This is a genomic window from Rhodococcus sp. BP-316, from assembly GCF_019836105.1.
GTDB lineage: Bacteria > Actinomycetota > Actinomycetes > Mycobacteriales > Mycobacteriaceae > Rhodococcoides.
In genome coordinates, this window is record NZ_JABUEE010000007.1 from 171,180 (window position 1) to 192,922 (window position 21,743).

General features: G+C 67.5%; 19 protein-coding genes. 6 read left to right on the forward strand and 13 right to left on the reverse strand.

All coding sequences use genetic code 11. From position 1 onward, the window contains the following. Window positions 1-10: 10 nt before the first annotated feature. Genes HQ312_RS15100 through HQ312_RS15120 form a run of 5 tightly spaced genes read right to left on the reverse strand, consistent with a single transcriptional unit; the run spans window position 11 to window position 4,578 of the window. The gene (locus tag HQ312_RS15100; protein ID WP_261782341.1) at window positions 11-973 is read right to left on the reverse strand and encodes an aldo/keto reductase; all 963 of its coding nucleotides are present in this window, start codon (window positions 971-973) and stop codon (window positions 11-13) included. Continuing rightward, window positions 970-1,803 carry an ATP-binding cassette domain-containing protein gene (locus tag HQ312_RS15105; RefSeq protein WP_222639101.1) on the reverse strand — a complete coding sequence of 278 codons (834 nt, stop codon included), beginning with the start codon at window positions 1,801-1,803 and terminating at the stop codon, window positions 970-972. The genes HQ312_RS15100 and HQ312_RS15105 overlap by 4 nt, the downstream gene beginning before the upstream one ends. Then, a complete protein-coding gene (locus HQ312_RS15110; protein WP_222639102.1) occupies window positions 1,800-2,627 on the reverse strand; it encodes an ABC transporter ATP-binding protein in 828 nt (275 codons plus the stop codon). The genes HQ312_RS15105 and HQ312_RS15110 overlap by 4 nt, the downstream gene beginning before the upstream one ends. Window position 2,628: 1 nt before the next feature. Continuing rightward, window positions 2,629-3,570 (reverse strand): ABC transporter permease, encoded by a 942-nt coding sequence (locus tag HQ312_RS15115; RefSeq protein WP_042575606.1) that lies wholly within the window; start codon window positions 3,568-3,570, stop codon window positions 2,629-2,631. Continuing rightward, window positions 3,571-4,578 carry an ABC transporter permease gene (locus tag HQ312_RS15120; RefSeq protein ID WP_308123901.1) on the reverse strand — a complete coding sequence of 336 codons (1,008 nt, stop codon included), beginning with the start codon at window positions 4,576-4,578 and terminating at the stop codon, window positions 3,571-3,573. 269 nt (window positions 4,579-4,847) lie between these two features. On the opposite strand from HQ312_RS15120, the gene HQ312_RS15125 reads away from it, so the two are divergent. From HQ312_RS15125 to HQ312_RS15145, 5 genes are all read left to right on the forward strand, one after another. After that, entirely contained in the window at window positions 4,848-6,425 is a 1,578-nt protein-coding gene (locus tag HQ312_RS15125; protein ID WP_222639103.1) for an ABC transporter substrate-binding protein, read from the forward strand. A gap of 14 nt (window positions 6,426-6,439) precedes the next feature. Beyond that, window positions 6,440-7,621: an exo-alpha-sialidase gene (locus HQ312_RS15130; protein ID WP_027504890.1), complete on the forward strand. Its 1,182-nt coding sequence runs from the start codon at window positions 6,440-6,442 to the stop codon at window positions 7,619-7,621. Further along, complete coding sequence (locus tag HQ312_RS15135; protein ID WP_222639104.1) at window positions 7,609-8,292, forward strand: SDR family NAD(P)-dependent oxidoreductase; 684 nt, start codon at window positions 7,609-7,611, stop codon at window positions 8,290-8,292. The genes HQ312_RS15130 and HQ312_RS15135 overlap by 13 nt, the downstream gene beginning before the upstream one ends. A 76-nt stretch (window positions 8,293-8,368) precedes the next feature. Then, entirely contained in the window at window positions 8,369-10,534 is a 2,166-nt protein-coding gene (gene pdxA / locus HQ312_RS15140) for a 4-hydroxythreonine-4-phosphate dehydrogenase PdxA (RefSeq protein WP_222639105.1), read from the forward strand. A gap of 9 nt (window positions 10,535-10,543) precedes the next feature. After that, window positions 10,544-11,311 (forward strand): DeoR/GlpR family DNA-binding transcription regulator, encoded by a 768-nt coding sequence (locus tag HQ312_RS15145; RefSeq protein WP_056448224.1) that lies wholly within the window; start codon window positions 10,544-10,546, stop codon window positions 11,309-11,311. A gap of 86 nt (window positions 11,312-11,397) precedes the next feature. Here the strand turns inward: HQ312_RS15145 and HQ312_RS21995 are convergent, their stop codons facing one another. From HQ312_RS21995 to HQ312_RS15180, 7 genes are all read right to left on the reverse strand, one after another. Next, the gene (locus HQ312_RS21995) at window positions 11,398-11,646 is read right to left on the reverse strand and encodes a LuxR C-terminal-related transcriptional regulator (protein WP_027504894.1); all 249 of its coding nucleotides are present in this window, start codon (window positions 11,644-11,646) and stop codon (window positions 11,398-11,400) included. A 214-nt stretch (window positions 11,647-11,860) separates the two neighbouring features. Beyond that, window positions 11,861-12,670: an alpha/beta fold hydrolase gene (locus HQ312_RS15155; RefSeq protein WP_222639106.1), complete on the reverse strand. Its 810-nt coding sequence runs from the start codon at window positions 12,668-12,670 to the stop codon at window positions 11,861-11,863. 31 nt (window positions 12,671-12,701) lie between these two features. Beyond that, the gene (locus HQ312_RS15160) at window positions 12,702-13,799 is read right to left on the reverse strand and encodes an ABC transporter ATP-binding protein (RefSeq protein WP_222639107.1); all 1,098 of its coding nucleotides are present in this window, start codon (window positions 13,797-13,799) and stop codon (window positions 12,702-12,704) included. A 1-nt stretch (window position 13,800) separates the two neighbouring features. Then, a complete protein-coding gene (locus HQ312_RS15165) occupies window positions 13,801-15,792 on the reverse strand; it encodes a beta-L-arabinofuranosidase domain-containing protein (RefSeq protein WP_222639108.1) in 1,992 nt (663 codons plus the stop codon). A gap of 2 nt (window positions 15,793-15,794) precedes the next feature. Then, window positions 15,795-16,691 (reverse strand): carbohydrate ABC transporter permease, encoded by an 897-nt coding sequence (locus tag HQ312_RS15170; RefSeq protein ID WP_222639109.1) that lies wholly within the window; start codon window positions 16,689-16,691, stop codon window positions 15,795-15,797. Window position 16,692: 1 nt separating this feature from the next. Next, window positions 16,693-17,637 (reverse strand): carbohydrate ABC transporter permease, encoded by a 945-nt coding sequence (locus HQ312_RS15175; RefSeq protein WP_222639110.1) that lies wholly within the window; start codon window positions 17,635-17,637, stop codon window positions 16,693-16,695. A gap of 33 nt (window positions 17,638-17,670) precedes the next feature. Then, on the reverse strand, window positions 17,671-18,972 hold the full coding sequence (locus HQ312_RS15180; RefSeq protein WP_222639111.1) for an ABC transporter substrate-binding protein: 1,302 nt from the start codon (window positions 18,970-18,972) through the stop codon (window positions 17,671-17,673). A 245-nt stretch (window positions 18,973-19,217) separates the two neighbouring features. Between HQ312_RS15180 and HQ312_RS15185 the strand changes: the two genes are divergently transcribed. Next, a complete protein-coding gene (locus tag HQ312_RS15185; RefSeq protein ID WP_222639112.1) occupies window positions 19,218-20,255 on the forward strand; it encodes a LacI family DNA-binding transcriptional regulator in 1,038 nt (345 codons plus the stop codon). A gap of 22 nt (window positions 20,256-20,277) precedes the next feature. Here the strand turns inward: HQ312_RS15185 and HQ312_RS15190 are convergent, their stop codons facing one another. Continuing rightward, on the reverse strand, window positions 20,278-21,717 hold the full coding sequence (locus HQ312_RS15190; protein WP_042575601.1) for a GntP family permease: 1,440 nt from the start codon (window positions 21,715-21,717) through the stop codon (window positions 20,278-20,280). Window positions 21,718-21,743: the final 26 nt, after the last annotated feature.

Sequence of the window (21,743 nt, forward strand, 5' to 3'; positions counted from 1 at the left end):
GAAAAGTTTCCTATCGGTTGTAGGCAGGCATCGGACCGCGCAGTGCCGCACCGACCTCGTCGCACGCGGCGACGACGTCGTCGGAGAGCGGACCGCGGCCCAGGGCGTCGATGTTGGCCTGCAGGTGGCTGGTCTTGGAGCCGCCCAACAGAATCGGTCCGGTGAGGGGCTTCGATCGCAACCAGCGCAGGGCGAGCTCGGTGAGCGGCATGCCGGCGTCCGACGCCACCGCGGACAAGCGCGTGATCGCGTCGAAGATCTGGGTGTTCCAGTACCGCTCGCGGTACATCGCGGCCAGCAGCGAATCGCCGAACCGCCCCTCGCCGGGAGCTTCGTCGAACGAGTGCTTGCCGGTGAGGAGGCCGCCGCCCAACGGGTTGTAGACCATCGTGGTGATGCCGCTGACGGCGGCGAACTCGGCGTACTCCTCCTCGACGCGGCGGGCCAGCAGGTTGTAGAGCTGCTGCGCGACGACGGGCCGCGGCGCACCCACCTCGTCGCACACGCGGTTCACCTCGGCGATCTGCCAGGCGGCGAAATTCGAGACGCCGAGCGCTCCCACCTTGCCTTCGGCCACCAACTTGGCGACGGTCCCGAGGGTGTCCTCGAGCGACGACGCGCGGTCGGGCTGGTGCAGGTAGAAGAGGTCGACGTGGTCGGTGCCGAGCCGGTGCAGGCTTGCCTCGAGTCCGAGCCGCAGCCCCTCGGGTGACAGGGGCGAGTGGCCGTCTGCGTCGCCGAGGAACATGCCGCCCTTGGTGGCGAGGGTGACTTCGTCGCGTCGACCGGCGAGCAACTGCGCGAGGATGCGTTCGGACTCGCCGCCTGCGTACCCGTTGGCGGTGTCGATGTGGGTGATGCCGGCGTCGAGTGCCGTGTCGAGCAGAGCGCGCGACCCCTCGAGGTCGACGGTGTCGCCGAAAGTCATGGTGCCCAGCACCATCGGGCCGAAAGGCACGGGGTCGAACATCATGCGGGAACTCCAGAGGTAGGTGCCGGTCGACCCGACAGAACGTAGCGTGGCTTGACGCCCTCCATCGTGGAGGGGTCGAGCGCCGCGGCGCGCAGGGCTGCCGTGTACGGGTGCTGCGGGTTGGTCAGAACGTCTGTGGTGGGGCCGCTCTCGACCACGCCGCCCTTGCGCATCACGACCACGTTGTCGCTGATCTCCCGCACCACGCCGAGGTTGTGCGAGATGAAGACGTACGTGATGCCGGTGTCGTGCTGGATGGTGCGCAGCAGGTCGAGCACCTGCGCCTGCACCGACACGTCGAGCGCACTGGTGGCCTCGTCGCACACGAGGATCTCGGGTTCGGACGCCAGCGCACGCGCGATGCCGATGCGCTGACGCTGGCCCCCCGAGAACTCGCCCGGTCGGCGGTGCAAAGACGACGCCGGCAGCTGGACCTGGTCGATCAGCTCGGCGGCACGTCGGGCCCGGTCCGCCTTGGAGCGAACACCTTTGAGGCGCAGCGGCTCACCGACGATGTCGACGGCCGTGAGATGCGGATCCAGCGAGCCGTACGGGTCCTGGAAGACCATCTGCACGCGCGAGCGGAAGGGCTTGAGGGCCCGCTCCTTCATCCCGGCGATGTCGACCCCGTCGACGAGGATCCGTCCCGACGTCGGTGTCAGCAGCCGGACGATGGCCTTGGCGATGGTCGACTTCCCGCAGCCGGACTCGCCGACGATCGCGAGGGTCTCGCCCTTGTCGACGCTGAAGCTGACACCGTCGACGGCGCGGAAGGTGCCGGTGGCGACGGGATACTCGACGACCAGGTCGTCGACGGTCAACAGGCTCATGCCGGGACTCCTTGATCGGCGGGTGCGCCCGACCAGGTGCCCAGCTGGGGGACCGCGTCGAGAAGCTTCTTGGTGTAGGCGTTCTGGGGATTGCGGACCATCGACTGGGCGTCGCCGCTCTCGACGAAGCGGCCCGACTTCATGACGTGGATCCGGTCGGACATCAGCCGGGCCACACCCAGGTCGTGGGTGATGAGCAGCATGCCGATGCCGGTGCGCTCCTGCAGTTCGAGCATGAGGTCGAGGATGCTGGCCTGGACGGTGACGTCGAGTGCGCTGGTGGGCTCGTCGGCGACGATGAGGTCGGGATCCGCAGCCAGGGCGCATGCGATGAGGACACGCTGCAACATGCCGCCCGACAGCTGGTGTGGGTATCTGTTCAGCTGGTCCGCCGGGTTGACGATGTGGACCTGATCGAGCAGCTCGACGGCGCGGGTGGTCTGCGCGGACTTGCCGCGGACACCGCTGTGGTGGATGGCCTCTCGCAGCTGCGACCCCACCGTGTGGACAGGGGAGAGGGCCGTCATCGGGTCCTGGGGAATGAGGGCGATGTCCGTGCCCCGGATCTTCCGCAATGCCTTGTCGTCGCCGAGGATGTCGGTCCCCTTCCAGCGTGCGCGGCCGGAGAGGACCGCGAGATCGTCGGGCAGCAGCCCGAGGATCCCCATCGCGGTGGTCGACTTGCCGGAGCCGGATTCGCCGATGATGCAGACAGTCTCACCCGGTGCGATGTCGAAGGAGACCCCGTCGACGGCGCGGACGATGCCGTTGTCGGTGACCAGCTCGATCTGCAGTTCGTCGACGGTGAGCAGTGACTCGGTCATGTCAGGCCTTCTTTCCCGAGATGGCGAAGCGCCCCAGCAGAGCCTTGAGGCCCGAGCCGGCGGGACGGTCGCGCAGACCGTCGCCGAGGAGGTTGACGCCGATGACGAGGAGCACGATGACGAGGCCCGGCAGGGTGACCAGCCACCACGACGTCGTGATGTAGTCCTGTCCGTCGGAGATGATGCGGCCCCACGTGGCGAACGGTCGCTGCGGTCCGGCGCCCAGGTAGCTCAGCGCGGACTCGAGCAGCACCGCCTGGGCGAGGAGGAGCAGCACCACCAGCGAGGTCTGCTTGATGACGTTCGGGATGATGTGGCGCGTGAGGATGGCGACCTTGCCGAGTCCGAGTACCCGCGATGCGGCGACGTAGGGCTTCTCGCGCTCCACGAGCACCAGGGAGCGTGTCAGGCGGGCGATCTCGGGCCACTGCGCGATGGCGATGACGAACGTGATGACCGGGATGGACGGCCCGAAAAGGGCGACGACGAGGAGCAGCATCATGAGCAGCGGGAGGGACAGCTGCGCTTCGAGCAACCGGCTGATGACGGTGTCGACCCAGCCGCCGAAGTAGCCGGCCATGGAGCCCAGGGTCAGGCCGATGAGGCCGGAGACCAGCACGGCGAGGATGCCGACGAGCAGTGATACCTGGCCGCCGTACAGAACGCGGGCGAGAAGGTCGCGTCCGAGCTGGTCGGTTCCGAACAGGTGGCCGTCGGTGAGCGGTGCGAGACGGCGGGCACCGAGATCGGTGGCGTCCGGATCCTGCAGCGGCAGAACACGAGCGAACGCGACGGGGAGGATCACGACGAGTGCGCAGACGCTGCCCACCCAGATCTTCAGTCGGCTGTCGCGGGCGCGCCGGGTGGAGCCTGCCTTGGCGATGTCCTTCGCGGTGACCGCCGACGGGCGCTCCGCCTGCGGGGGCTCGAGTGTTGTGGTCATCTAGGACGTTCCCTTCCCCAGGCGGACGCGGGGGTCCAGAAGCGGGTAGCAGAGGTCGACGAGGAGCTGGACGAGGACGGCGAGCACCGCGGTGACGAGCACGGTGGCCTGGATGAGGGGGTAGTCGCGGGTCTCGAGCGCGCGGACGACGAGTGATCCGACACCGGGCCAGGCGAACACGACCTCGACCACCACGACACCGTTGAGCATCGACGCGAAGCGTGTGCCGAGGGCAGTGAGAACGGGGATGGACGAGTTGCGCAGGGCGTAGCGCCAGATGAGTTTCCGCTCCGACACCCCGCGTGCGCGCGCCACCGTCGCGTACTGAGACCCGAAGGCGCCGACCATCTCCCGACGCACCATGCGGGAGATCAGGGCGATCTGCAGGATGGCGACGGTGACCATGGGCAGGACGAGCGACGACCACGTGGCGAAGCCGGCGGCCGGGAAGATCGGGATCACCACGGCGAAGATGGTGATGAGCATCAGGCCCGTCCAGAAGTCGGGCATGGACTGTCCTGCGATCGTGACGACGTTGGCGCCCAGTTCGCGGCGGGTGTCCGCGCGGCGTGCCATCCAGACACCGAGCGGGATGGCGAGCAGTGTCGTCAGTCCGATCGAGGCAACTGTAAGCGTCAGTGTGTAGGGGAGGCGATCGAGCACCACGTCGAAGGCGGGCGCCTGGAACGAGTACGACGTTCCGAGATCGAGCTGCAGCAGTCCCTGCAGGTACTTCAGGTACTGCGTGATGATCGACTGGTCCAGACCCATGCTCTGGCGGATCCGCTCGATGTCCTCGCTGGAGGCCAGCGGGCCCGCCATCGCGTAGGCGGGATCGCCGGGTGCGAGACGGATCAGCACGAACACCGTGGTGAGCGTCAGGAAGATCGCGAGCGCGCTCTGACCGAGCCGCTTGACGATGTAGCGCGCAGTGCCCGCGGACTTCGACTTCGTCTTCGCGGGTTCGGCGGCCGGCGCGTCGGCGGGCGTGATCATGCCGGCGGTCACCGGGTCACCGTCCGTCGGACCGCGCATGTGTTCGTGGTGTGCATCGAACGACCTTTCGGGAGATGCCTCTGCGCTGGCTGGTCACGAGCGCGGGCTTCGATGTAACTCAGCTCACAATGGCACTTGTGCGCGAATCACGCAAGTAGCAATTCATAGTTGCGTGTTGTGTGCAGACCTGCGTACAGTCCAGGTGTGCTTGCGGTCACAGTGCAGCTCCGCTCCTGACCCGCAGCCCCTCATGACGCTCGAAGTTCGAAGAGAGGTCGACGATGACCAGATCGCCGTTCAACCAGCAGTTCTCCCGCCGCAATCTCCTGCGCGGCGGGATGCTGCTCGGTGGTGGCGTGGTGTTGGGCGCGGGTGCCAGTGCGTGCGCCACGCCTACCGGCACACCGGGCCCGACCACGGTGAGCCTGGCGCTCAACCGGTCGCTGGTGAGCCTGGACAACAAGCTCAACCAATTCGACGCCGCCCTCACGGTGCAGCGCGGCGTGCGCCAGGCCCTCACCGAGATCGACGCGAACCTGAAGCCCCAGCTCGTCCTCGCCGACCGCTTCGATCTGGTCGAGCCCACCCGCTGGTTCGTCCACCTGCGGCAGGGCGCCGTGTACTCCGACGGCTCGCCCGTGCAGGTGCAGGACGTCGCGACGGCCATCCGGATGTACAGCGAGGTCGACGGATCGTTCGTCGGCGGTTTCTTCCCGGAGTGGCCGACGGTCGAGCAGATGGACGACACCAGCTTCTCGTTGCTGACCACCAAGCCCGTCCCCGTGCTCGATTACCTGATGTCCAACATCCTCATCACGCCGGCCGCGGACAACAAGCCCGAGGAACTGCAGACCGGTCTCGGCTCCGGCCCGTACATCGTCACGTCGGCCGATCGCGGTACCGGCAACTACACGCTCGAACGCAACACGAAGTACTGGGGCACTGCGCCGAACATCGAGACGGTGCGCGTGCGCTTCGTCCCCGAGGAGTCCTCGCGCGTCGTCACGCTGCGCAGCGGCGAGGTGGACGTCATCGACTCCATCACGCCCGACGCGGCGGACCAGCTCGAGGGCCTGTCGAACGTCGTGGTCGATCGTGTCGACGGTGTGCGGCTCAATCAGCTCTTCTACAACTTCCGCAAGCCTGCCGACCATCCGCTCGCCGATGCTCGGGTGCGCCGAGCGCTGACGTACGCCATCAACGGGCCGGCGCTGATCGACCAGGTGATGCAGGGATCGGCGACAGCGTCCAAGGGCGTCATCCCCGCGATCCTCGACGGCGCCATCGAGACCGGCGAGTACACGTACGACCCGGCGCGGGCGCGTGGCGAGCTCGACGCTCTCGGCATCTCCGATCTGGAACTCAAGATCATCTGGGAGTCGGGCGAGTTCGCTGCCGACACCGACATCATGGAGTCGGTCGTCCAGATGTTCTCGGCGATCGGCGTCCGCACCACATTGCAGCAGTTCGAGCCGGGCGGCGACATCATGCAGTGGCGTCAGGGCAAGGCGGGCGACTGGGACATCCTGGGTAACGGATTCCCGAGTCCGACCGGACTGGCGATCACCATCATGCAGGGCATGTACACCGGCACCCCGGAGAAGGAACAGACCCGAGACACGTACCACGGGTACATGTTCCCCGACATCGCCGCGGCCATCGCGCGTGCGTCCGAGGAGGTCGACGAGACCCGCCGCACTCAGCTTCTCGCCGACGCGCAGCGCCAGATCTGGGACACCGTGCCCTGCCTGTGGTCCTTCGTTCCCAAGTCGGTGATGGCGCGTCGCGAACGCATCCAGGACGTGACCCTGCGCCCCACCAACTCCTACAACCTGTCCGCCGCGACACTCGTCAGTTGATCGAGGAGATCCCCGTGACCACCACCCTGGATGCCGACGGCATCGTCCGCCCCACCGCCGAGCCCGGGCGCCGTGATGCGCTGTTGACCCCGCCCGAGGTGCAGAACCACGCGGCCAATCTGGCTGTGCTGCCGGACGGTTCGCTTGCATGCGTCTGGTTCGCCGGCACACAGGAAGGCGTACCGGACATCAGCGTGTGGTTCTCCCGACGGGACGGCGACGAGTGGTCGCAGCCGATCCGACTGTCGGACGACGGGACGCGGTCGGAGCAGAATCCCGTGCTGAACGTGCGTGAGTCCGGCGAGATCTGGCTGCTGTGGACCTCGCAACACGCCGGCAACCAGGACACCGCACGGGTGCTGCGGCGGATCTCGCCCGACGGCGGGCGCACCTGGGGTGACACCGACGTCCTGATCCCGGAGACCGAGGCCGGTGGCGTGTTCGTGCGCCAGCCCATGGTCACGCTGCCCTCCGGCCGGATCCTGCTGCCAGTCTTCCACTGCGTCCGCATCGAAGGCCGCAAGTGGGTGGGCGACCGCGACTACTCCGGCGTCATGGTGTCCGACGACGACGGCGTCACCTGGCGCGAGGTGGTCGTTCCCGACAGCATCGGCTGCGTCCACATGAACATCGGCCGGGTGTCCGACGATCAGCTCGTCGCCCTCTACCGCAGCCGGTGGGCGGACCACGTCTACCGTTCCGTCTCCGACGACGACGGTGACACGTGGAGCGCTCCCGTCCCCACCGAGCTGCCCAACAACAATTCGTCGGTGCAGTTCGTCGTGCTGGCCGACGATCGACTCGCCCTGGTCTACAACGAGTCCAGTCGCGAGGACGCCACGGCGCGCCGACTGTCGCTGTACGACGAGATCGACGATCACGGCATCGCAGACAAGCAGGAGACGGTCGAGGAAGACTCGCCCCTGGACGACGGTGACCCGCGGCACGCCTTCTGGGGCGCACCCCGAGCGCCGATGGCCCTGGCGATCTCATCCGATCGCGGTGTCACCTGGCCGGTGCGCCGAAACCTGGAGGAGGGCGACGGGTACTGCCTGTCTAACAACTCCCGCGACGGACTGAACCGCGAGTTCTCGTACCCGTCCATCGTGGCCGACGGCCCGACGCTGCATGTGGCCTTCACGCGCTTCCGTCAGGCCATCGAGTACTGCGAGGTGCAGCCGGAGTGGCTGTCGTGAAACACGCCGTCGTCACGGGCGTCAGCTCGGGAATCGGCGCGGCCACGGCATTGTCGCTTCTCGACGACGGGTGGCGTGTCACCGGGCTGAGTCGTCGGAAACCGGAGATCGAGCACGAGAACCTGACGTGGGTCGAGTCCGACCTGGGTGATCTGGACTCGGTGGCGGAGATCGCGTCGGGTCTGTCCGCAATCGACGCCGTCGTTCATGCTGCCGGACTGCAGCGTTCGGCTCCGCTCGGGTCGCTGAACGTCGACGACCTCCGAGACATGTGGCAGGTTCATGTCGCCGCGGCCGAGGTCCTGGTGAACGGCGTGGTCGACGCTCTGGAACCCGGTGCCCGCGTCGTCCTCGTCGGAAGTCGCACCATGACCGGCAATGCCGGCAAGAGCCAGTACGTCGCCACGAAGTCCGCGCTGACGGGCATGGCACGGTCGTGGGCCATGGAACTGGTGTCCCGCGGCATCACCGTCAACGTCGTCGCGCCCGGGCCCACGGACACCGCCATGCTGGGGGATCCGTCGCGCTCGCACACTCCGCCCAAGCTCCCGCCTCTCGGAGCCTTCATCGACCCGTCGGAGGTCGCGGGGCTCATCGGCTTCCTGCTCGGCCCTCTCGGTCGCAACATCACCGGCCAGGCGATCGTGCAGTGCGCGGGAGCGTCGTTGTGAACCACCTGCGCGAAACACGCAACTGGGCTACAGTTGTATGCGTGGTTCGCGCAACAAGGGGAAGGGTGGTACGAGGATGACCTCACTCGTCGTACTGGCCGACGACCTCTCGGGCGCCGCGGAGGTCGCCGGGGTGTTCCTCGACCGCACGTCCGATGTGTCTCTGACCCTCGATGCCGTGATCGGTTCCGCGGCAGTCTCCGTCGTGGATCTCGACACCCGAGCGATGGCCGCCGAGCAGACGGAACTGCTGGTGTCGTCCGCGCTGCGCTCCGTCCCGTCGGGCGGCCGGGTTCTCGCGAAAATTGACTCGTTGCTGCGCGGCAACGTCGCAGCCACGGTGCGCGCCCTGTCCGAGCGCGGGCCGGTGATAGTCGCCGGCGGCCTCCCGCTGCTGAACCGGGTCGTCCGCGACGGCGTACTCCACGTCGACGGTGTGCCGCTCGCCGACACCGACCTGTGGCACGCCGAGTTCGACGAGCCCCCGGAGTCGTTGCCGCACATGCTCGATGCTCCGCTCGTCACCATCGACACGCTCTCCGCCGCGGCCGGGGTCGTCGTGTGCGACATCGAGTCCGACGCCGATCTCGACGCGGTGGTGGCGGCAGTGGCGGAGCGACCCGACGTGATCCTGGTGGGTACCTCTGCCCTCGCTGCCGCCGTCGCCCGCGGTCTCGACGGGTCGGCCGAGCCTCGGACCGTTGCTTGCACAGGCGATCCCGTCCTCGTCGTCGTGGGCACCGCCTCCTCGGTCGCCGTCGAGCAGGTTCGTCGTCTCGTCGAGGACGGGGTGCGGCTGCTCACCGTGGACGCGGGTGACGTGCTTGCCGGCCTCGCCGACGCACGGGAGCTCTCCTCCGCCCTGCGTGACGGCTCGGTCGCGCTCACCGTGACCGGGTCCGTGGACGTCGCGCGTACCCGTGACCTGTCCGTCGCCCTGGCCGAGTACGTCCGAGCGGGGGCCGACGGACTGTCGGTCGACCTCGCCCTCACCGGCGGTGAGACGGCACGGGCCGTCATCACCGCGCTCGGTATCGACACCCTGCGCCCGCTAGGACACGTGCACTACGGCGCTGTCGTGTCCGTCGACCCGCGGGGCCGACGCGTCGTCACGCGGCCGGGCAGTTTCGGAGACCGAGAGAGCCTGTCCGCCATCCACTCCTACCTCACCGGCGGCTCGCCGGACACCACGCTCCGACCGAAGGACACAGCCATGACATCGACCGATCTCCAGACCCTCGACCTGCCCGTCGTGGCCCTGACGATGGGCGACGGCGCGGGCATCGGCCCCGAGGTCATCGTCCCCGCCGTGCTCGACGCGAAGGTGGCGGGGTGGTGCAAGCCCGTCGTCATCGGTGACGCCGCGCGTCTGCGACTCGCGGCCGACGTGCTGGGTGTGCAGTGCGACATCGTCTCGATCGAGCGCATCGCCGATGCCGAGTTCACCAGCGGGCGCATCAACGTCATCGACCTCGGGTTGCTGCCCGCGGATCTGGCCTGGGGCGAGCTGTCCGCAGTGGCGGGACATGCTGCCTACGAATACATCCGTGTCGCAGCCGAACTGGCCGTCGCCGGTGACGTCCAGGCGATCTGCACCGCGCCGCTCAACAAGGAGGCGCTGCACGCCGCCGGACACATCTTCCCCGGTCACACCGAGCTGCTCGCGCACCTCACCGGTACCGAGGAGGTGTCGATGATGCTCTCGACGCCCAAGCTCAAGGTCATCCACGTGACCACCCACATCGGACTGCTCGACGCCGTCGCGAAGATCGAGCCGGGTCTCGTCGAGCGGACCGTCCGCCGCGGGTACGAGGCGCTGGTGCGATCGGGCAACAGCAACCCGAAGATCGGCCTGTGCGGTATCAACCCGCATGCCGGCGAGAACGGCCTGTTCGGGTACGGCGAGGAGGATCAGAAGATCGTGCCGGCCGTCGAGAAGCTGCAGGCCGACGGAATCGACGCCGTCGGACCGCTGCCCGCCGACACCGCCTTCTTCCTCGCGGGTCGCGGTGACTACGACCTCATCGTCGCTATGTACCACGACCAGGGCCACGGACCGGTCAAGGTTCTCGGCATCGAGGCCGGCGTGAACATCACCGTGGGACTCCCCGTCATCCGTACCTCCGTGGATCACGGCACCGCGTTCGACATCGCGGGCAAGGGCATCGCCGAGGCCGGCAGCATGGTGGAAGCCCTGCGACAGGCCGCCGAACTGGCGACCAGCACCGCCGACGTCGGCTAGGTTTCGGGTATGGCGCTCAGGGAGTCACAGGCGCGGCGCGCGGAGATCGTCCGCCTGGCCAAGACGAGTGGTCTGGCGAGTGTGGAGGACCTGTCCGTGCAGTTCGGCGTGACGGCCTCGACCATTCGTCGGGATCTGTCGCAGCTGACCGCCGAGGGACTTCTCGCGCGCACGTACGGCGGCGCGATCGCGCTCGACCCACACCCCGAGTCGTCGCTGCGCCAGCGTGCGGTCGAGGGCTTCGACGCCAAGCGTTCGATCGCGAAGTGGGCTGCGGGAGAGGTGCGCCCGGGGGAGACGGTGCTTCTCGACGCCGGCACCACCGTCGGTGCCATGGGGGAGTACCTCCGTGACTCGACGGGCCTCACGGTCATCGCCGCGGGTCTCACCGCGCTCGAGGCGCTGGCGGATGCCGACGACGTGCGCGTCGAGTGCCTGGGCGGTACGTTGCGTCACCTGTCGCAGGGCTTCGTAGGACCGCTTGCGGAGGCGTCGTTGGCTCGCGTGTCCTTCGACCGCGCCTTCCTCGGTGCCGACGCGGTGACCGCCGACCGCGGCATCTGCGAGGCCGAGCTGGAGCAGACGCGGCTCAAGGAGTTGATGATCGAACGCGCCGGCACGGTCTACGTGCTCGCGCACGCGGCGAAGCTGGGTCAGCGTCCGTTCCACGCCTGGGCGCCCCTCCCCGAGGGCGTCACCCTGGTCACGGATGCCGGCGCGACCGAGGAGCAGGTGCAGCCCTTCCGCGACGCCGGGGTCACGGTCGTCGTGGTCTGAGCGGTGGAGTTTCTGCTCCTCTCGGCGCCCTGTCGCGCGGGATCCCGCCGGTAGGTGGCGTGAGCGGAGCGAAAACGCCAGGCGACCTACAGCTCGTCCAACCCCACGTGACCGTCCTGCAGTGCTCGGGCGACCAGCGAGGCCTTGGACCCGGCCGAGCGGCCTACCGCCTCGTACTTCTCGCGAATGCGCGCGATGTGGGTGTTGACCGTGGCGGGGGAGATGAAGAGCGACCGTGCGACGGTGCCCTTCGAGTCGCTGATGATCCACGCCCGCAGGACCTCCACCTCCCGCACGCTGAGGGCCGGTCTCACGATGTCGTCGTCGGTCATCATTGCCTGCATCTGTATCGGTCCCCCTGCTCGACGCAGCAGCGCTGCGCTGCTGTTCTGGGAGGACCGTACGTTTTGTTCCGGGCAGCTCGGTAGCCACGACTTCGGGGGACCCCGACGTCGGGGGCATGCTTCGCAGAGCTCACCATCTGCGGACTGTGACCGGTCCATGCAATCAGACGACGGGCATCTCCACTGTCCGTCGCGCAGACGACAGTCAGTACCCGATGCCGCGCAGGAAGGTCAGCACGACCTCGTTCACCTCACGTGGACGGTCCATGTTCGCGGCGTGGCCGCTGTCGATCAGCGCGACCTGACCCTGCGCGGTGTCGCGCGCGGTGACCACTGCGTGATCCGAGGGCCAGAACTGACTGTTCCGTCCCGCGATCATGAGGATCGGTACGTCCGCGGCCCGGATGTCCGCGCGCCAGTCCTGGCGGGCGTGGTCGTCGAGAAGTGCTCTCATGGGCGGTGTCTCGGACGACACCATTCTGGGCATCGACCGCAGGCGCAGAATCAGTTTCGCGACGGGGAGGAGCGAGGCGAATGTCGAGGGTCCGTGTCCCGTGGCGGGAATGCCCTTCGCGAAGAACCCGTCGACGGTGGCGTCGGTCAGACCGTAGAAGCCGTGCGGCCACGACGCGTCGTTGATCATCTTCGGCGTCTGATCGACCGAGACGACACCGCGGACCCTCGACGTCCCGGTCGTACGGATGTAGGACCAGACGGTGCTCGCGCCCATGGAGCCACCCATCAGCACGGCAGTCTCGACGCCCACCGCGGTGAGGAAGTTGTCGAGGTCCCGGCCGTGCCGCGCCATGGTGGCGCCGTGATCGGGTGCCTCGGAGTCGCCGTGGCCGCGCCGGTCGAGCGCGAGCACGCGATACCCGGCCCGCACGAGCGCATCCTGTTGGAACACCCACGTGGTCGCCGGAGCGCCGAACCCGGCGACCAGGACGACGACGGGACCGCTGCCCTCGTCGAGGTAGCTCAGGGTCACGTCGTCGTCCGTCACGAAGGTGGGCATGATCGTCAGCTTACGATCGCGGCCGGCGGGATCACCCCAGACGCAGACCCGAGGCGGCGTCGAACACGTGCACCTGGTCCGGATCGGCTGCCAGGTGGAGTGTGGAACCGGCTCTCGGCGCAGCGCGACCGTCGACGCGCACGACAAGGGGAGCGGCCTGGTCCTCGAGAGGCGGGGCGACGCCGTCCCGGAGGGCCCGGCCGTAGACGTACGCGTCGGCGCCGATCTCCTCGACGACGTCGACCTCGATGGACAACCCGCTCGCCGCACTCGTGACGCGAAGCGCCTCGGGTCTGATGCCGAACAGGATGTCCCCGGTCACCTTCCGTGTCACCTGACGCGTGAGAGGCACACGGAGATCACCGACCACGGCATGATCGTCGACCAGGTCGGCCGACAGGAGATTCATCGCGGGTGAACCGATGAAGCCCGCCACGAACGAGTTGGCAGGACGGTCGTACAGCTCGCGCGCCGTCCCCACCTGTTGCAGGACGCCGGACTTCATCACCGCGACACGGTCTCCCATCGTCATGGCTTCGACCTGGTCGTGCGTGACGTAGAGGGTGGTGACTCCCAGGCGACGCTGCAAGGCGGCGATCTGCGTGCGCGTCTGCACGCGAAGTTTGGCGTCCAGATTGGACAGCGGTTCGTCCATCAGAAAGACGCGAGGTCGGCGAACGATGGCGCGGCCCATGGCCACTCGCTGTCGCTGCCCTCCCGAGAGGGCCTTGGGCTTGCGATCGAGGTAGTCGGTGAGATCGAGCACGCGTGCAGCGGCCTCCACTCGACTGCGGGTCTCACTCTTCGACATTCCGGATATCTTCAACGCGAAGCCCATGTTGTCCGCGACCGACATGTGTGGGTACAGCGCGTAGTTCTGGAACACCATCGCGATGTCGCGGTCTTTGGGTGGCATGTCGGTGACGTCGCGGTCGCCGATCGAGATGGCGCCTTCGGTGACGTCCTCCAGTCCGGCGAGCATGCGTAGCGACGTGGATTTGCCACAACCGGACGGCCCCACGAGCACGAGGAATTCACCGTCGGCGATCTCGAGATCGAGTCGGTCGACGGCGGGGCGGTCGGACCCCGGGTAGTGCTGCGTCGTCTGGTCGAATGTCACGGTTGCCATGTCAGGACTCCTCGGTCGGGGCGGAGACGGGCAGGAACACCCGCATGGTGGAGGGGCCGCGCTCGGCCCAGTCGGAGTAGGGGCGGAGAACGACAGACGTCGGAACACTCTGCGGCGCAGAGGTGTCGGGAGCACGGTAGGGCCACGAGGCGCTCTCGTGGTCCTGCACCCACCCGTGCACGCGGATCCCGTCTCCCCCGTCGTCGACGGGATCCCGCGCCGGATCGACGACGAAGTCGTCGACGTGTCGCCGGTCGGGCATGTCGACCGATTCGAGGCAGAGCACCTGCGGCCCACGCTCGACGGCGACCGTGCCCCGGACCGCGTCGATGCGGGGGTCGGCGACGGTGAGTCGCGGCGCAATCGGGAGATCGAGGACGAGGACATCGCCGGACACCAGCAGACGGGTGATCGTGACCGTCCCCGGCTCAGCCGATCGAGTCTCGCCCCGATCGGTCAGCGTGGCGCCGACGGCCCAACCCGGCACTCGGAAGGTGAGGCTGACCGGAGTGGGCGGTGCGGAGTCGACGTGGAGTTCCACGCGTCCGGTCGTGGGGTAGTCGGTGCGCAGGGACAGTGCGAGTCTGCGTCCTCCCGGAAGTGTCGTCGTGATGGTCGCCGGCGCGTACTGGTGCAGCTGGATGCCGTCGTCGTCGGCGGTCGCGAGCAGGGTCTGCAGGCTGGCGAAAGTGCGGGCGACATTGGTGGGGCAGCACGAGACCGCGAACCACGGTGCTCGCAACGAGGACGCCGCGCGGGGAACGGCTCTGGTGGGATCGGGCACCGTTCCCAGCACCCGCTGGTGCAGTGTGTTGGTGTAGAAGAACGCGGTGCCCGAGTCGGACGGCCCCGCCGCGACGACGTTGTAGAGCGTGCGTTCGATGAGATCTGCGTAGCGCGGCGAGTTCTCGGCCAGCAGCAGTCTCCAGGCCAGTTGCACGGACCCGATTCCAGCGCACGTCTCGGAATACGCACGATCGGGCGGCAGCACGTAGTCCTCGCCGTACGCCTCGTCCTGGTGGCGCGAACCCATCCCACCGGTCAGGTAGGTGCGCCGTGCGACAGTGTTCTCCCACTGGCGCACGATCGCTCCGAGCAGCTCTGCGTCGCCGGTCTCGACCGCCACGTCGACTGCTCCGGAGGAGAGGTAGGTCGCGCGAACGGCGTGTCCGCGCAGCACGTCCGCCTCGAGGATCGGTACGTCGTCCTGGAAGTACGAGCTGCCGTACTCGATCTCACCGAGGAGGTGCCGTCCGCGTCGGTGCACGAACAGTGCCGCCTGCTCGAGGTACCGGCGGTGACCGGTGACGCGATAGAGCTCCACGAGGGCCGGTTCGATCTCGGGGTGGCCACACAGTGCGTCGCGCCCGTCGGGTCCGAAGACCTCGCACACCAGATCCGCCGCCCTGACACAGACGTCGAGCAGTTCGTCGGGACCTACCGTCCGTGCGCGAGCGACTCCCGCCTGGAACAGGTGGCCGAGGCAGTACAACTCGTGGCCCCATTCGAGATCGCTCCACCGCGCAGGGCCGCCGGGGCGGCCGAACACCGTGTTGAGATAGCCGTCGCCGTCCTGGGCAGCGGCGATCCGCTCGGTGATGGCACGGACGCGTCGGTCGATCGACGGATCCCCGCCGCGGCCGTACTCCCACGCGAGCGCTTCGAGCAGCTTGTAGACCTCGCTGTCGGAGAACTCGCGTCCTGTCCGCCCGGCGGCGGAGGCGCCGGCGGCGGTGGAGTCGAAGTTGCCCAACCACCCCTCGTGCTCGAGCCAGTGCTCGATGTGGGCGAGCGTCGCCGAGGCGTTGACGTCCTGGCGACGGCCCCACGGGCCACCGGTGATGGTGACCTCTCCGACGCCGAGGGGGCGCAGTCGTGAGCGGCTGGGAGCCACCGGTGCCGCCGGAACGCTCACGTCGGCGCCGGTGGAGTTCATCGGGTCCTCGTCGGTGGTTGCCCGAAGTGTCATGGGAATGGAGAAAGAGTGGGTCACGGTCATCCTTTGAGTGCGCCGGACATGAAGCCACGCACGTAGTGACGTTGCAGGAGAAGGAAGATGAGAATGCAGGGAGCGGCGAGAACGACCACGCCCGCTTCGGTGGCGCCGTAGTCCACGATGCCCATCGTCTGTCCGCGCAGGTTCGCGATCGCGAGGGGCAGCGGAATCTTGTCGGAGTCCGAGACGAGGATCAGCGGGGTGATGAAGTCGTTCCACGCCGCCAGGAAAGCGAAGAGTCCCACGGTGATCAGGCCTGCGCGAACTGCCGGCAGCAGCACTCGGACGAGAGCGGTGAAGGTGCCGCAGCCGTCGACGAGAGCGGCTTCCTCGAGTTCCTTCGGCACGGCCTCGAACGAGATGCGCATCATGAAGGTCGCGAACGGGAGCTGGAACATGGTGAGCACCAGTGCCAGTCCGACGAGGGAGTTCTGAAGTCCGATGCCGTTGAGCAGGACGTAAAGAGGGATGAGAAGGGTTGCGTAGGGCACCATCAGGATGGCCAGTGTGCCGAGGAAGAGCAGATTCTTGCCGGGAAACTCGAACCGAGCGAAGGCGTACCCGCCCAGGAGCGAGACGACGACGGTGAGCAGCACGGTCAATCCCGACACGAACATCGAGTTGAGCAGGTATTGCCCCACGCCGGCCTGGTAGTCGATCAGGGTCCGGTAGTTGCCCAGACCGATCCCGTCGGTCTGGGCGGTACCGCCCTGCGGTGACACCGAGGAGACCGCGGCCCAGACCATGGGAAACAAGAAGAGAAGGGCGAGCGCACCCGTGAAAGTGTTGCGGCCCATGGTCGCCAGGGAGCGCGCGCGACGAGGGCGGCGCCGTGCAGGTGTGGGCCGGGTGGCGGCGGCGTCGATCGCTGTTCTGGTGGTGGGAGTCGTGGTCATGTCAGTCCTTGTCTCTACGAAGACCGAGGAACTGGACGGCGTTGAGCAGGATCAGCCCGGCCAGCACGATGATCGACAGGGCAGCAGCTCTGCCCAGGTCGCTGGAGCCCTGGAAAGCCATGGAGTAGACCAACTGCACGATGGTGATGGTGCTGTTGTCGGGCCCGCCTTTGGTGAGGATGTAGAACTGGTCGAAGGCGAGCAACGACCCGGTGACGCAGAGGATCGTCGACAGCGCCAGCGACGGTCTGAGCAACGGCAGCGTGATGTGGCGGAACGTCTGCCAGGCGCTCGCACCGTCGATTCGCGCGGCTTCGAACACGTCGCCGGGAATGGACTGCAGTCCCACGAGCAGTAGCAGCATGTAGAAGCCGGCGAAGCGCCACACGACCAGTGCGACGGTCGACCACAGCGCCCTGTCCGGGCTACCGAGGAAGGACACCGGGTCCTCGCTCAGACCTGTCCAGCGGAGAAGGGCCGTGAACGGCCCCGCTTGAGGGGAGTACAGGGCGTAGAACAGCAGGGAGGCAGAGGCCAGGCCGAGCGCACTCGGGATGAGGAACGACGTGCGCACGAAGGACGACCAGCGGCCGGATTCCTGCACCAGCAGTGCCATGCCCAGCGCGAGGCCGAGCAGGATGACGGTGGTCGCCACGGTGTACTTGACGGTGAACCACACTGCGGGCCAGAACAATCGGTCGGTCGCCGCATCGGAGAAGTTACTCGGGAAGTTCAGGCCGCGATCACCGGTGAAGAGCCCCCAGTCCGACACCGACATTCGGAAGACGAGAACGACGGGGACCACGAAGAACACGACGAGGAACACCGCGGTCGGAGCCGCGTAGAGAATACCTTGCCGTTTCCGGGCCCGTGAGCTTCCCCGCTTACGCACCGTAGGCGGTCGGGTGGCGCGGGCCGGCGGGGCCGCGGTGGGGGTGCTGGTCATACTCGTACTCCTCGTCGAGTCCGCTGGATGTCTCTACTTCTGGAGAAGATCGGTGATCGCGTCGTTGTCCTGCTGGAGCGTCGACGGATCACCGAAGACCTGGTTCCGGAACAGCGTCGACCACGGGCTGCCGACCGCGTTGAAGGCCTGCTGGAAATTGAGAGCCTTGGGGGTGCGGCTGTCCGGGGCGGTGGACACCGAGTTGATCAACTGGACGCGGGGATCGGTGGTGAACTCGTTGTCGAGGAGGTCGGCTCGAGCGGGCGTGACGTTGTTCGCGGCCAGCACGTCCACCTGCGCCTTCTCGCTCATGAGCCACTGCATGAAATTCCAGGCCTGGTCCGGGGTGTCCGAGTCCTTGCTGATGCCCAGACCGTCGCCGCCCACGAACGTCGAGGTGCCGCCGTCGACACCCGGGATGGCGCTGACGCCCACGTCGACCGTCTCGCTCGCCTTTTGGAGGAGGGTTGCGGGATAGGGCATCACGCCGATCTGCCCTTCCTGGAATGCCGCGGTCCACGTGGTACCGGTCTCGTCGGCCGCTCCGGGCGCGATGGCGCCGGCGTCCTCGAGGTCGCGCCACACGCCGTAGATCTCCTGTGCTGTGTCCCCGGCCAGATTCGCCGTGGTTCCGTCGTCCTGGAGAACGTCCTCACCGCTCGCCCACATCATCGGGAACCACGTGAAGACACCGCAGCCGCCACAGTTGCCGCCGAAGTAGGTGCCGTGTGTGTCGGGCTTGTTCAAGGACTCGACGGCGAGTGCCTGATCGCGGAACTCGGTCATCGTGGTGGGGCCCTTCTCCGGGTCGAGCCCGGCCTCTCGATAAAGGGCCTTGTTGTAGAACATGACCGACAGGTCGAGGACGAACGGCAGCACGTACTCCTGGTCCTCGAAGGTTCCCGCCTCGACGATCGACGGATTGATCTCGTCGCGATAGTCGAGGTTGCCGATACGTTCGGTCAGATCCCCGAAGAGGCCCGCCGATGTCCAGTTCGGCAGATACACGGCGTCCGCTGCGAAGAGGTCGGGCAGGTCACCGGAACCGGCCGCCGCGCCCACCTTGGCGACGTAGTCGTCGTTGGGCACCACGGTGAGCTCGACCTGGTTCTGGTGCGACGAGTTGTAGGCGTCGACCAGCAGATTGGCCTGGGCTTCGAGAGGTGCGCGCGTCCAGAGCGTCAGCGTGGTTCCGTCGTCGACGCCCTCCACATTGGACGGATCGCCCTGCACGACGGTCGAGGACGAGCCGCAGGCGGAGAGTGCCACCGTCATCGTGACGACTGCGAGCGCGGCGGCGGCGCGGGTGGTGCGGCGGCGTGGAGTCCACGTCATCGTGTTGCCTTTCTGGTGCGCGGCATCGACGCCGCATCGGAGCGAAACGTTTCGGAGTGACAGGTGGTGCGGGAACTGGTGATTCTGCTGAGTGCCTGCACTCGGCGGTACGATGTCGTCGCCAAGTGTGATCCACGTCGCTAAAACGTTTTCGGACCATAGCGCCGTTTCAGCACGCGGGTCAACCCCTGCCGTCTAAAGTCGTGTCGGAGAACAGCCCGCGTCGGGGGCTGCGAAGGAGGGCGATGAGCGTCGAAGAGGTGCCACCGAAGCGTCGGGGGCGGTCGGCCACACTGCGTGACGTGGCGACACTGGCGGGCGTCTCGATAGCCACGGCATCGAAAGCCCTCAACAATCGTCGACACGTCGGCGCCGAGACCCGCGTCCGGGTGCAGTCGGCCGCTGATCAACTGGACTTCTCGCCGAACGCGTTGGCTCAGGGCATGGTGGCGCAGCGCAGCGGCACCGTCGGTCTGATCACGTCGGATCTCGTCGGACGGTTCAGCATTCCCGTGCTGCGGGGGGCCGAGGACGCCTTCGGGTCGGAACGCATGTCGGTGCTGCTGTGCGATGCGCGCGAGGACCGCATCCGCGAGCAACATCACCTGCGCGCACTCATGTCCCGGCGCGTCGACGGTCTCATCGTGGTGGGTGCGCGCCCGGACCCGAGGCCGTCACTGGGAAAGGAACTGGAAGTACCCGTCGTCTATGCGTACGCGCCGTCCGACGACCCCACCGACATGTCGGTGGTCGCGGACGACCTCGCCGGCGGACGACTCGCGATGGATCATCTGCTGGTCTGCGGTCGACGCAGAATCGCCCACATCACCGGCGATCCCGGCTACGGAGCGACGCAGGAGCGCGCCCGCGGCGCGAGCGAACGTCTCCAGGAGGAGGGGCTGCAGCTCGCCGGCGGGGCCGTGATGTTCGGCGAGTGGTCGGAGGCCTGGGGCAGGGGAGCGACTCGGCTGCTGTTGGAGCGTCAGCCGGATCTGGACGCTGTCTTCGCGGGGTCCGACCAGATCGCGCGCGGGGTGCTCGATGCGCTGATCGAAGCGGGGCGCCAGGTTCCCGAGGAGGTCGCCGTGATCGGTTTCGACAACTGGGAGGTGCTCGCGACCGGGTCGCGCCCACCCCTGACGACGGTCGATCCGTCGCTGGAGAACATCGGACGCGCGGCCGCGATGCGACTCGCGGCCGCGATCGAGGGGCATGTCGGGAGTGGGATCGAGGTTGAGCCGTGCCGCCTCGTCACCCGCTCCTCGACTGCCCCTCTGCACTGAGCCGTCCTGCACCGAGGATCGATCAGCTCACGATCGCGAACAACACCCCTGCCACGGCGAAGCTGACGACCGACAGCACGGTCTCCAACACGGTCCACGTCTGCAGCGTCTGCTTGACGGTGAGGTTGAAGAACTTGGCGATGATCCAGAACCCGCCGTCGTTGACGTGGCTCAGGATGATGGAGCCGGCAGCGATGGCCATGGCGATGAGCGCGACCGACATCTGCGAGTAGTCCTGCGCCGCGACGAGCGGTCCGACGATGCCACCCGTCGTGACGATGGCGACGGTGGCCGACCCCTGCGCGATGCGCAAAGCGCAACTGATGATGTAGGCGAGCACGATGATCGGCAGTCCCGCCGCGGACATGGTGTCCGCGAGTGCGGTGCCGATGCCGGTGGCCGAGATGACCTTGCCGAAGAACGCGCCGGCCCCGACGACGAGGAGCAGCATGCCGACCGGGCGGAGCGATTCGCCGGTGAGAGTGGACAACTCCTGCACCGTCGAACCGCGGCGGATGCCCAGGACGTAGAACGCGATGAGCACCGCGATGAGCAGAGCGACCGCGGGGGTGCCGAAGAACGTGAGGACCTGGAGCAGGTTGCCCTCGTCGAGCAGAATGGTGCCGAACGTGGCGCCGAGGATGAGCACCAGGGGCACGGCGATGATGGCGCCGATGGTCGCGACGGACGGGGGAGTGGTGACCACGGGTCGCTTCGTCTCGACGGCGGTGCCGCCCGACGTGTGCGGTCCGTTGTCGTCGGCATCGTTGACGAAGTCCTCGGGCACCTCGACGATGATGCGCTTGCCGATGTAGCTGCCCCACACGAGGCCGGCCGCAATGAAGCCGGGGATCCCGCAGATGAAGCCCATGAGGATGAGCCAGCCCAGGTTGACCTCGAGCAGGCCGCCCAGCGCGACGGGGCCGGGGTGCGGCGGGAGGAACGCGTGCGTCATCGACAGGCCCGCGAGCATCGGAAGCGCGTACAGCACCAACGACTTTCCGCCCTGCCGCGCCGCGACGTAGACGAGCGGGGCGAGAACGAAGATGCCGATGTCGAAGAAGACGGGGATGCCGAAGATGAGGCCGAGCAGACCCATAGCGATGGGTGCGCCGCGATCACCGAAGACGCCGAGAAGCTTGGCGGTGAGTGCCTGCGCACCACCGGACCTCTCGAGGATGGCACCGAGGACGGTGCCCAGTCCGATGATGACGGCGATGTGGCCGAGGATGCCGCCGAAGCCCGTCTCGAGAATCGAGTCGCCGCTCTTGATGGCGGTACCCACGATCTGCGACACCGGGAGTCCGGCTGCGACAGCGAGTCCCAGGCCGACGATGAGGAGGGCGATGAACGGTTCGAGCTTGACCTTGATGATGACGACGAGCAGGACCGCGATCGCGATACCGCACAGAACGAGGAGTCCGGGAGTGGACGTCCTCAACCAGTCGACGACGGAACCCATGAGGTTGCCTTTCGAAGTGTGTGGAG

What these genes read in the sequence shown, in the direction of transcription:
- HQ312_RS15100 (WP_261782341.1), bottom strand. Translation starts at nt 973, where the DNA reads ATGATGTTCGACCCCGTGCCTTTCGGCCCGATGGTGCTGGGCACCATG.
- HQ312_RS15105 (WP_222639101.1), bottom strand. Translation starts at nt 1,803, where the DNA reads ATGAGCCTGTTGACCGTCGACGACCTGGTCGTCGAGTATCCCGTCGCC.
- HQ312_RS15110 (WP_222639102.1), bottom strand. Translation starts at nt 2,627, where the DNA reads ATGACCGAGTCACTGCTCACCGTCGACGAACTGCAGATCGAGCTGGTC.
- HQ312_RS15115 (WP_042575606.1), bottom strand. Translation starts at nt 3,570, where the DNA reads ATGACCACAACACTCGAGCCCCCGCAGGCGGAGCGCCCGTCGGCGGTC.
- HQ312_RS15125 (WP_222639103.1), top strand. Translation starts at nt 4,848, where the DNA reads ATGACCAGATCGCCGTTCAACCAGCAGTTCTCCCGCCGCAATCTCCTG.
- pdxA (WP_222639105.1), top strand. Translation starts at nt 8,369, where the DNA reads ATGACCTCACTCGTCGTACTGGCCGACGACCTCTCGGGCGCCGCGGAG.
- HQ312_RS15145 (WP_056448224.1), top strand. Translation starts at nt 10,544, where the DNA reads ATGGCGCTCAGGGAGTCACAGGCGCGGCGCGCGGAGATCGTCCGCCTG.
- HQ312_RS21995 (WP_027504894.1), bottom strand. Translation starts at nt 11,646, where the DNA reads ATGATGACCGACGACGACATCGTGAGACCGGCCCTCAGCGTGCGGGAG.
- HQ312_RS15155 (WP_222639106.1), bottom strand. Translation starts at nt 12,670, where the DNA reads ATGCCCACCTTCGTGACGGACGACGACGTGACCCTGAGCTACCTCGAC.
- HQ312_RS15160 (WP_222639107.1), bottom strand. Translation starts at nt 13,799, where the DNA reads ATGGCAACCGTGACATTCGACCAGACGACGCAGCACTACCCGGGGTCC.
- HQ312_RS15170 (WP_222639109.1), bottom strand. Translation starts at nt 16,691, where the DNA reads ATGACCACGACTCCCACCACCAGAACAGCGATCGACGCCGCCGCCACC.
- HQ312_RS15175 (WP_222639110.1), bottom strand. Translation starts at nt 17,637, where the DNA reads ATGACCAGCACCCCCACCGCGGCCCCGCCGGCCCGCGCCACCCGACCG.
- HQ312_RS15180 (WP_222639111.1), bottom strand. Translation starts at nt 18,972, where the DNA reads ATGACGTGGACTCCACGCCGCCGCACCACCCGCGCCGCCGCCGCGCTC.
- HQ312_RS15185 (WP_222639112.1), top strand. Translation starts at nt 19,218, where the DNA reads ATGAGCGTCGAAGAGGTGCCACCGAAGCGTCGGGGGCGGTCGGCCACA.
- HQ312_RS15190 (WP_042575601.1), bottom strand. Translation starts at nt 21,717, where the DNA reads ATGGGTTCCGTCGTCGACTGGTTGAGGACGTCCACTCCCGGACTCCTC.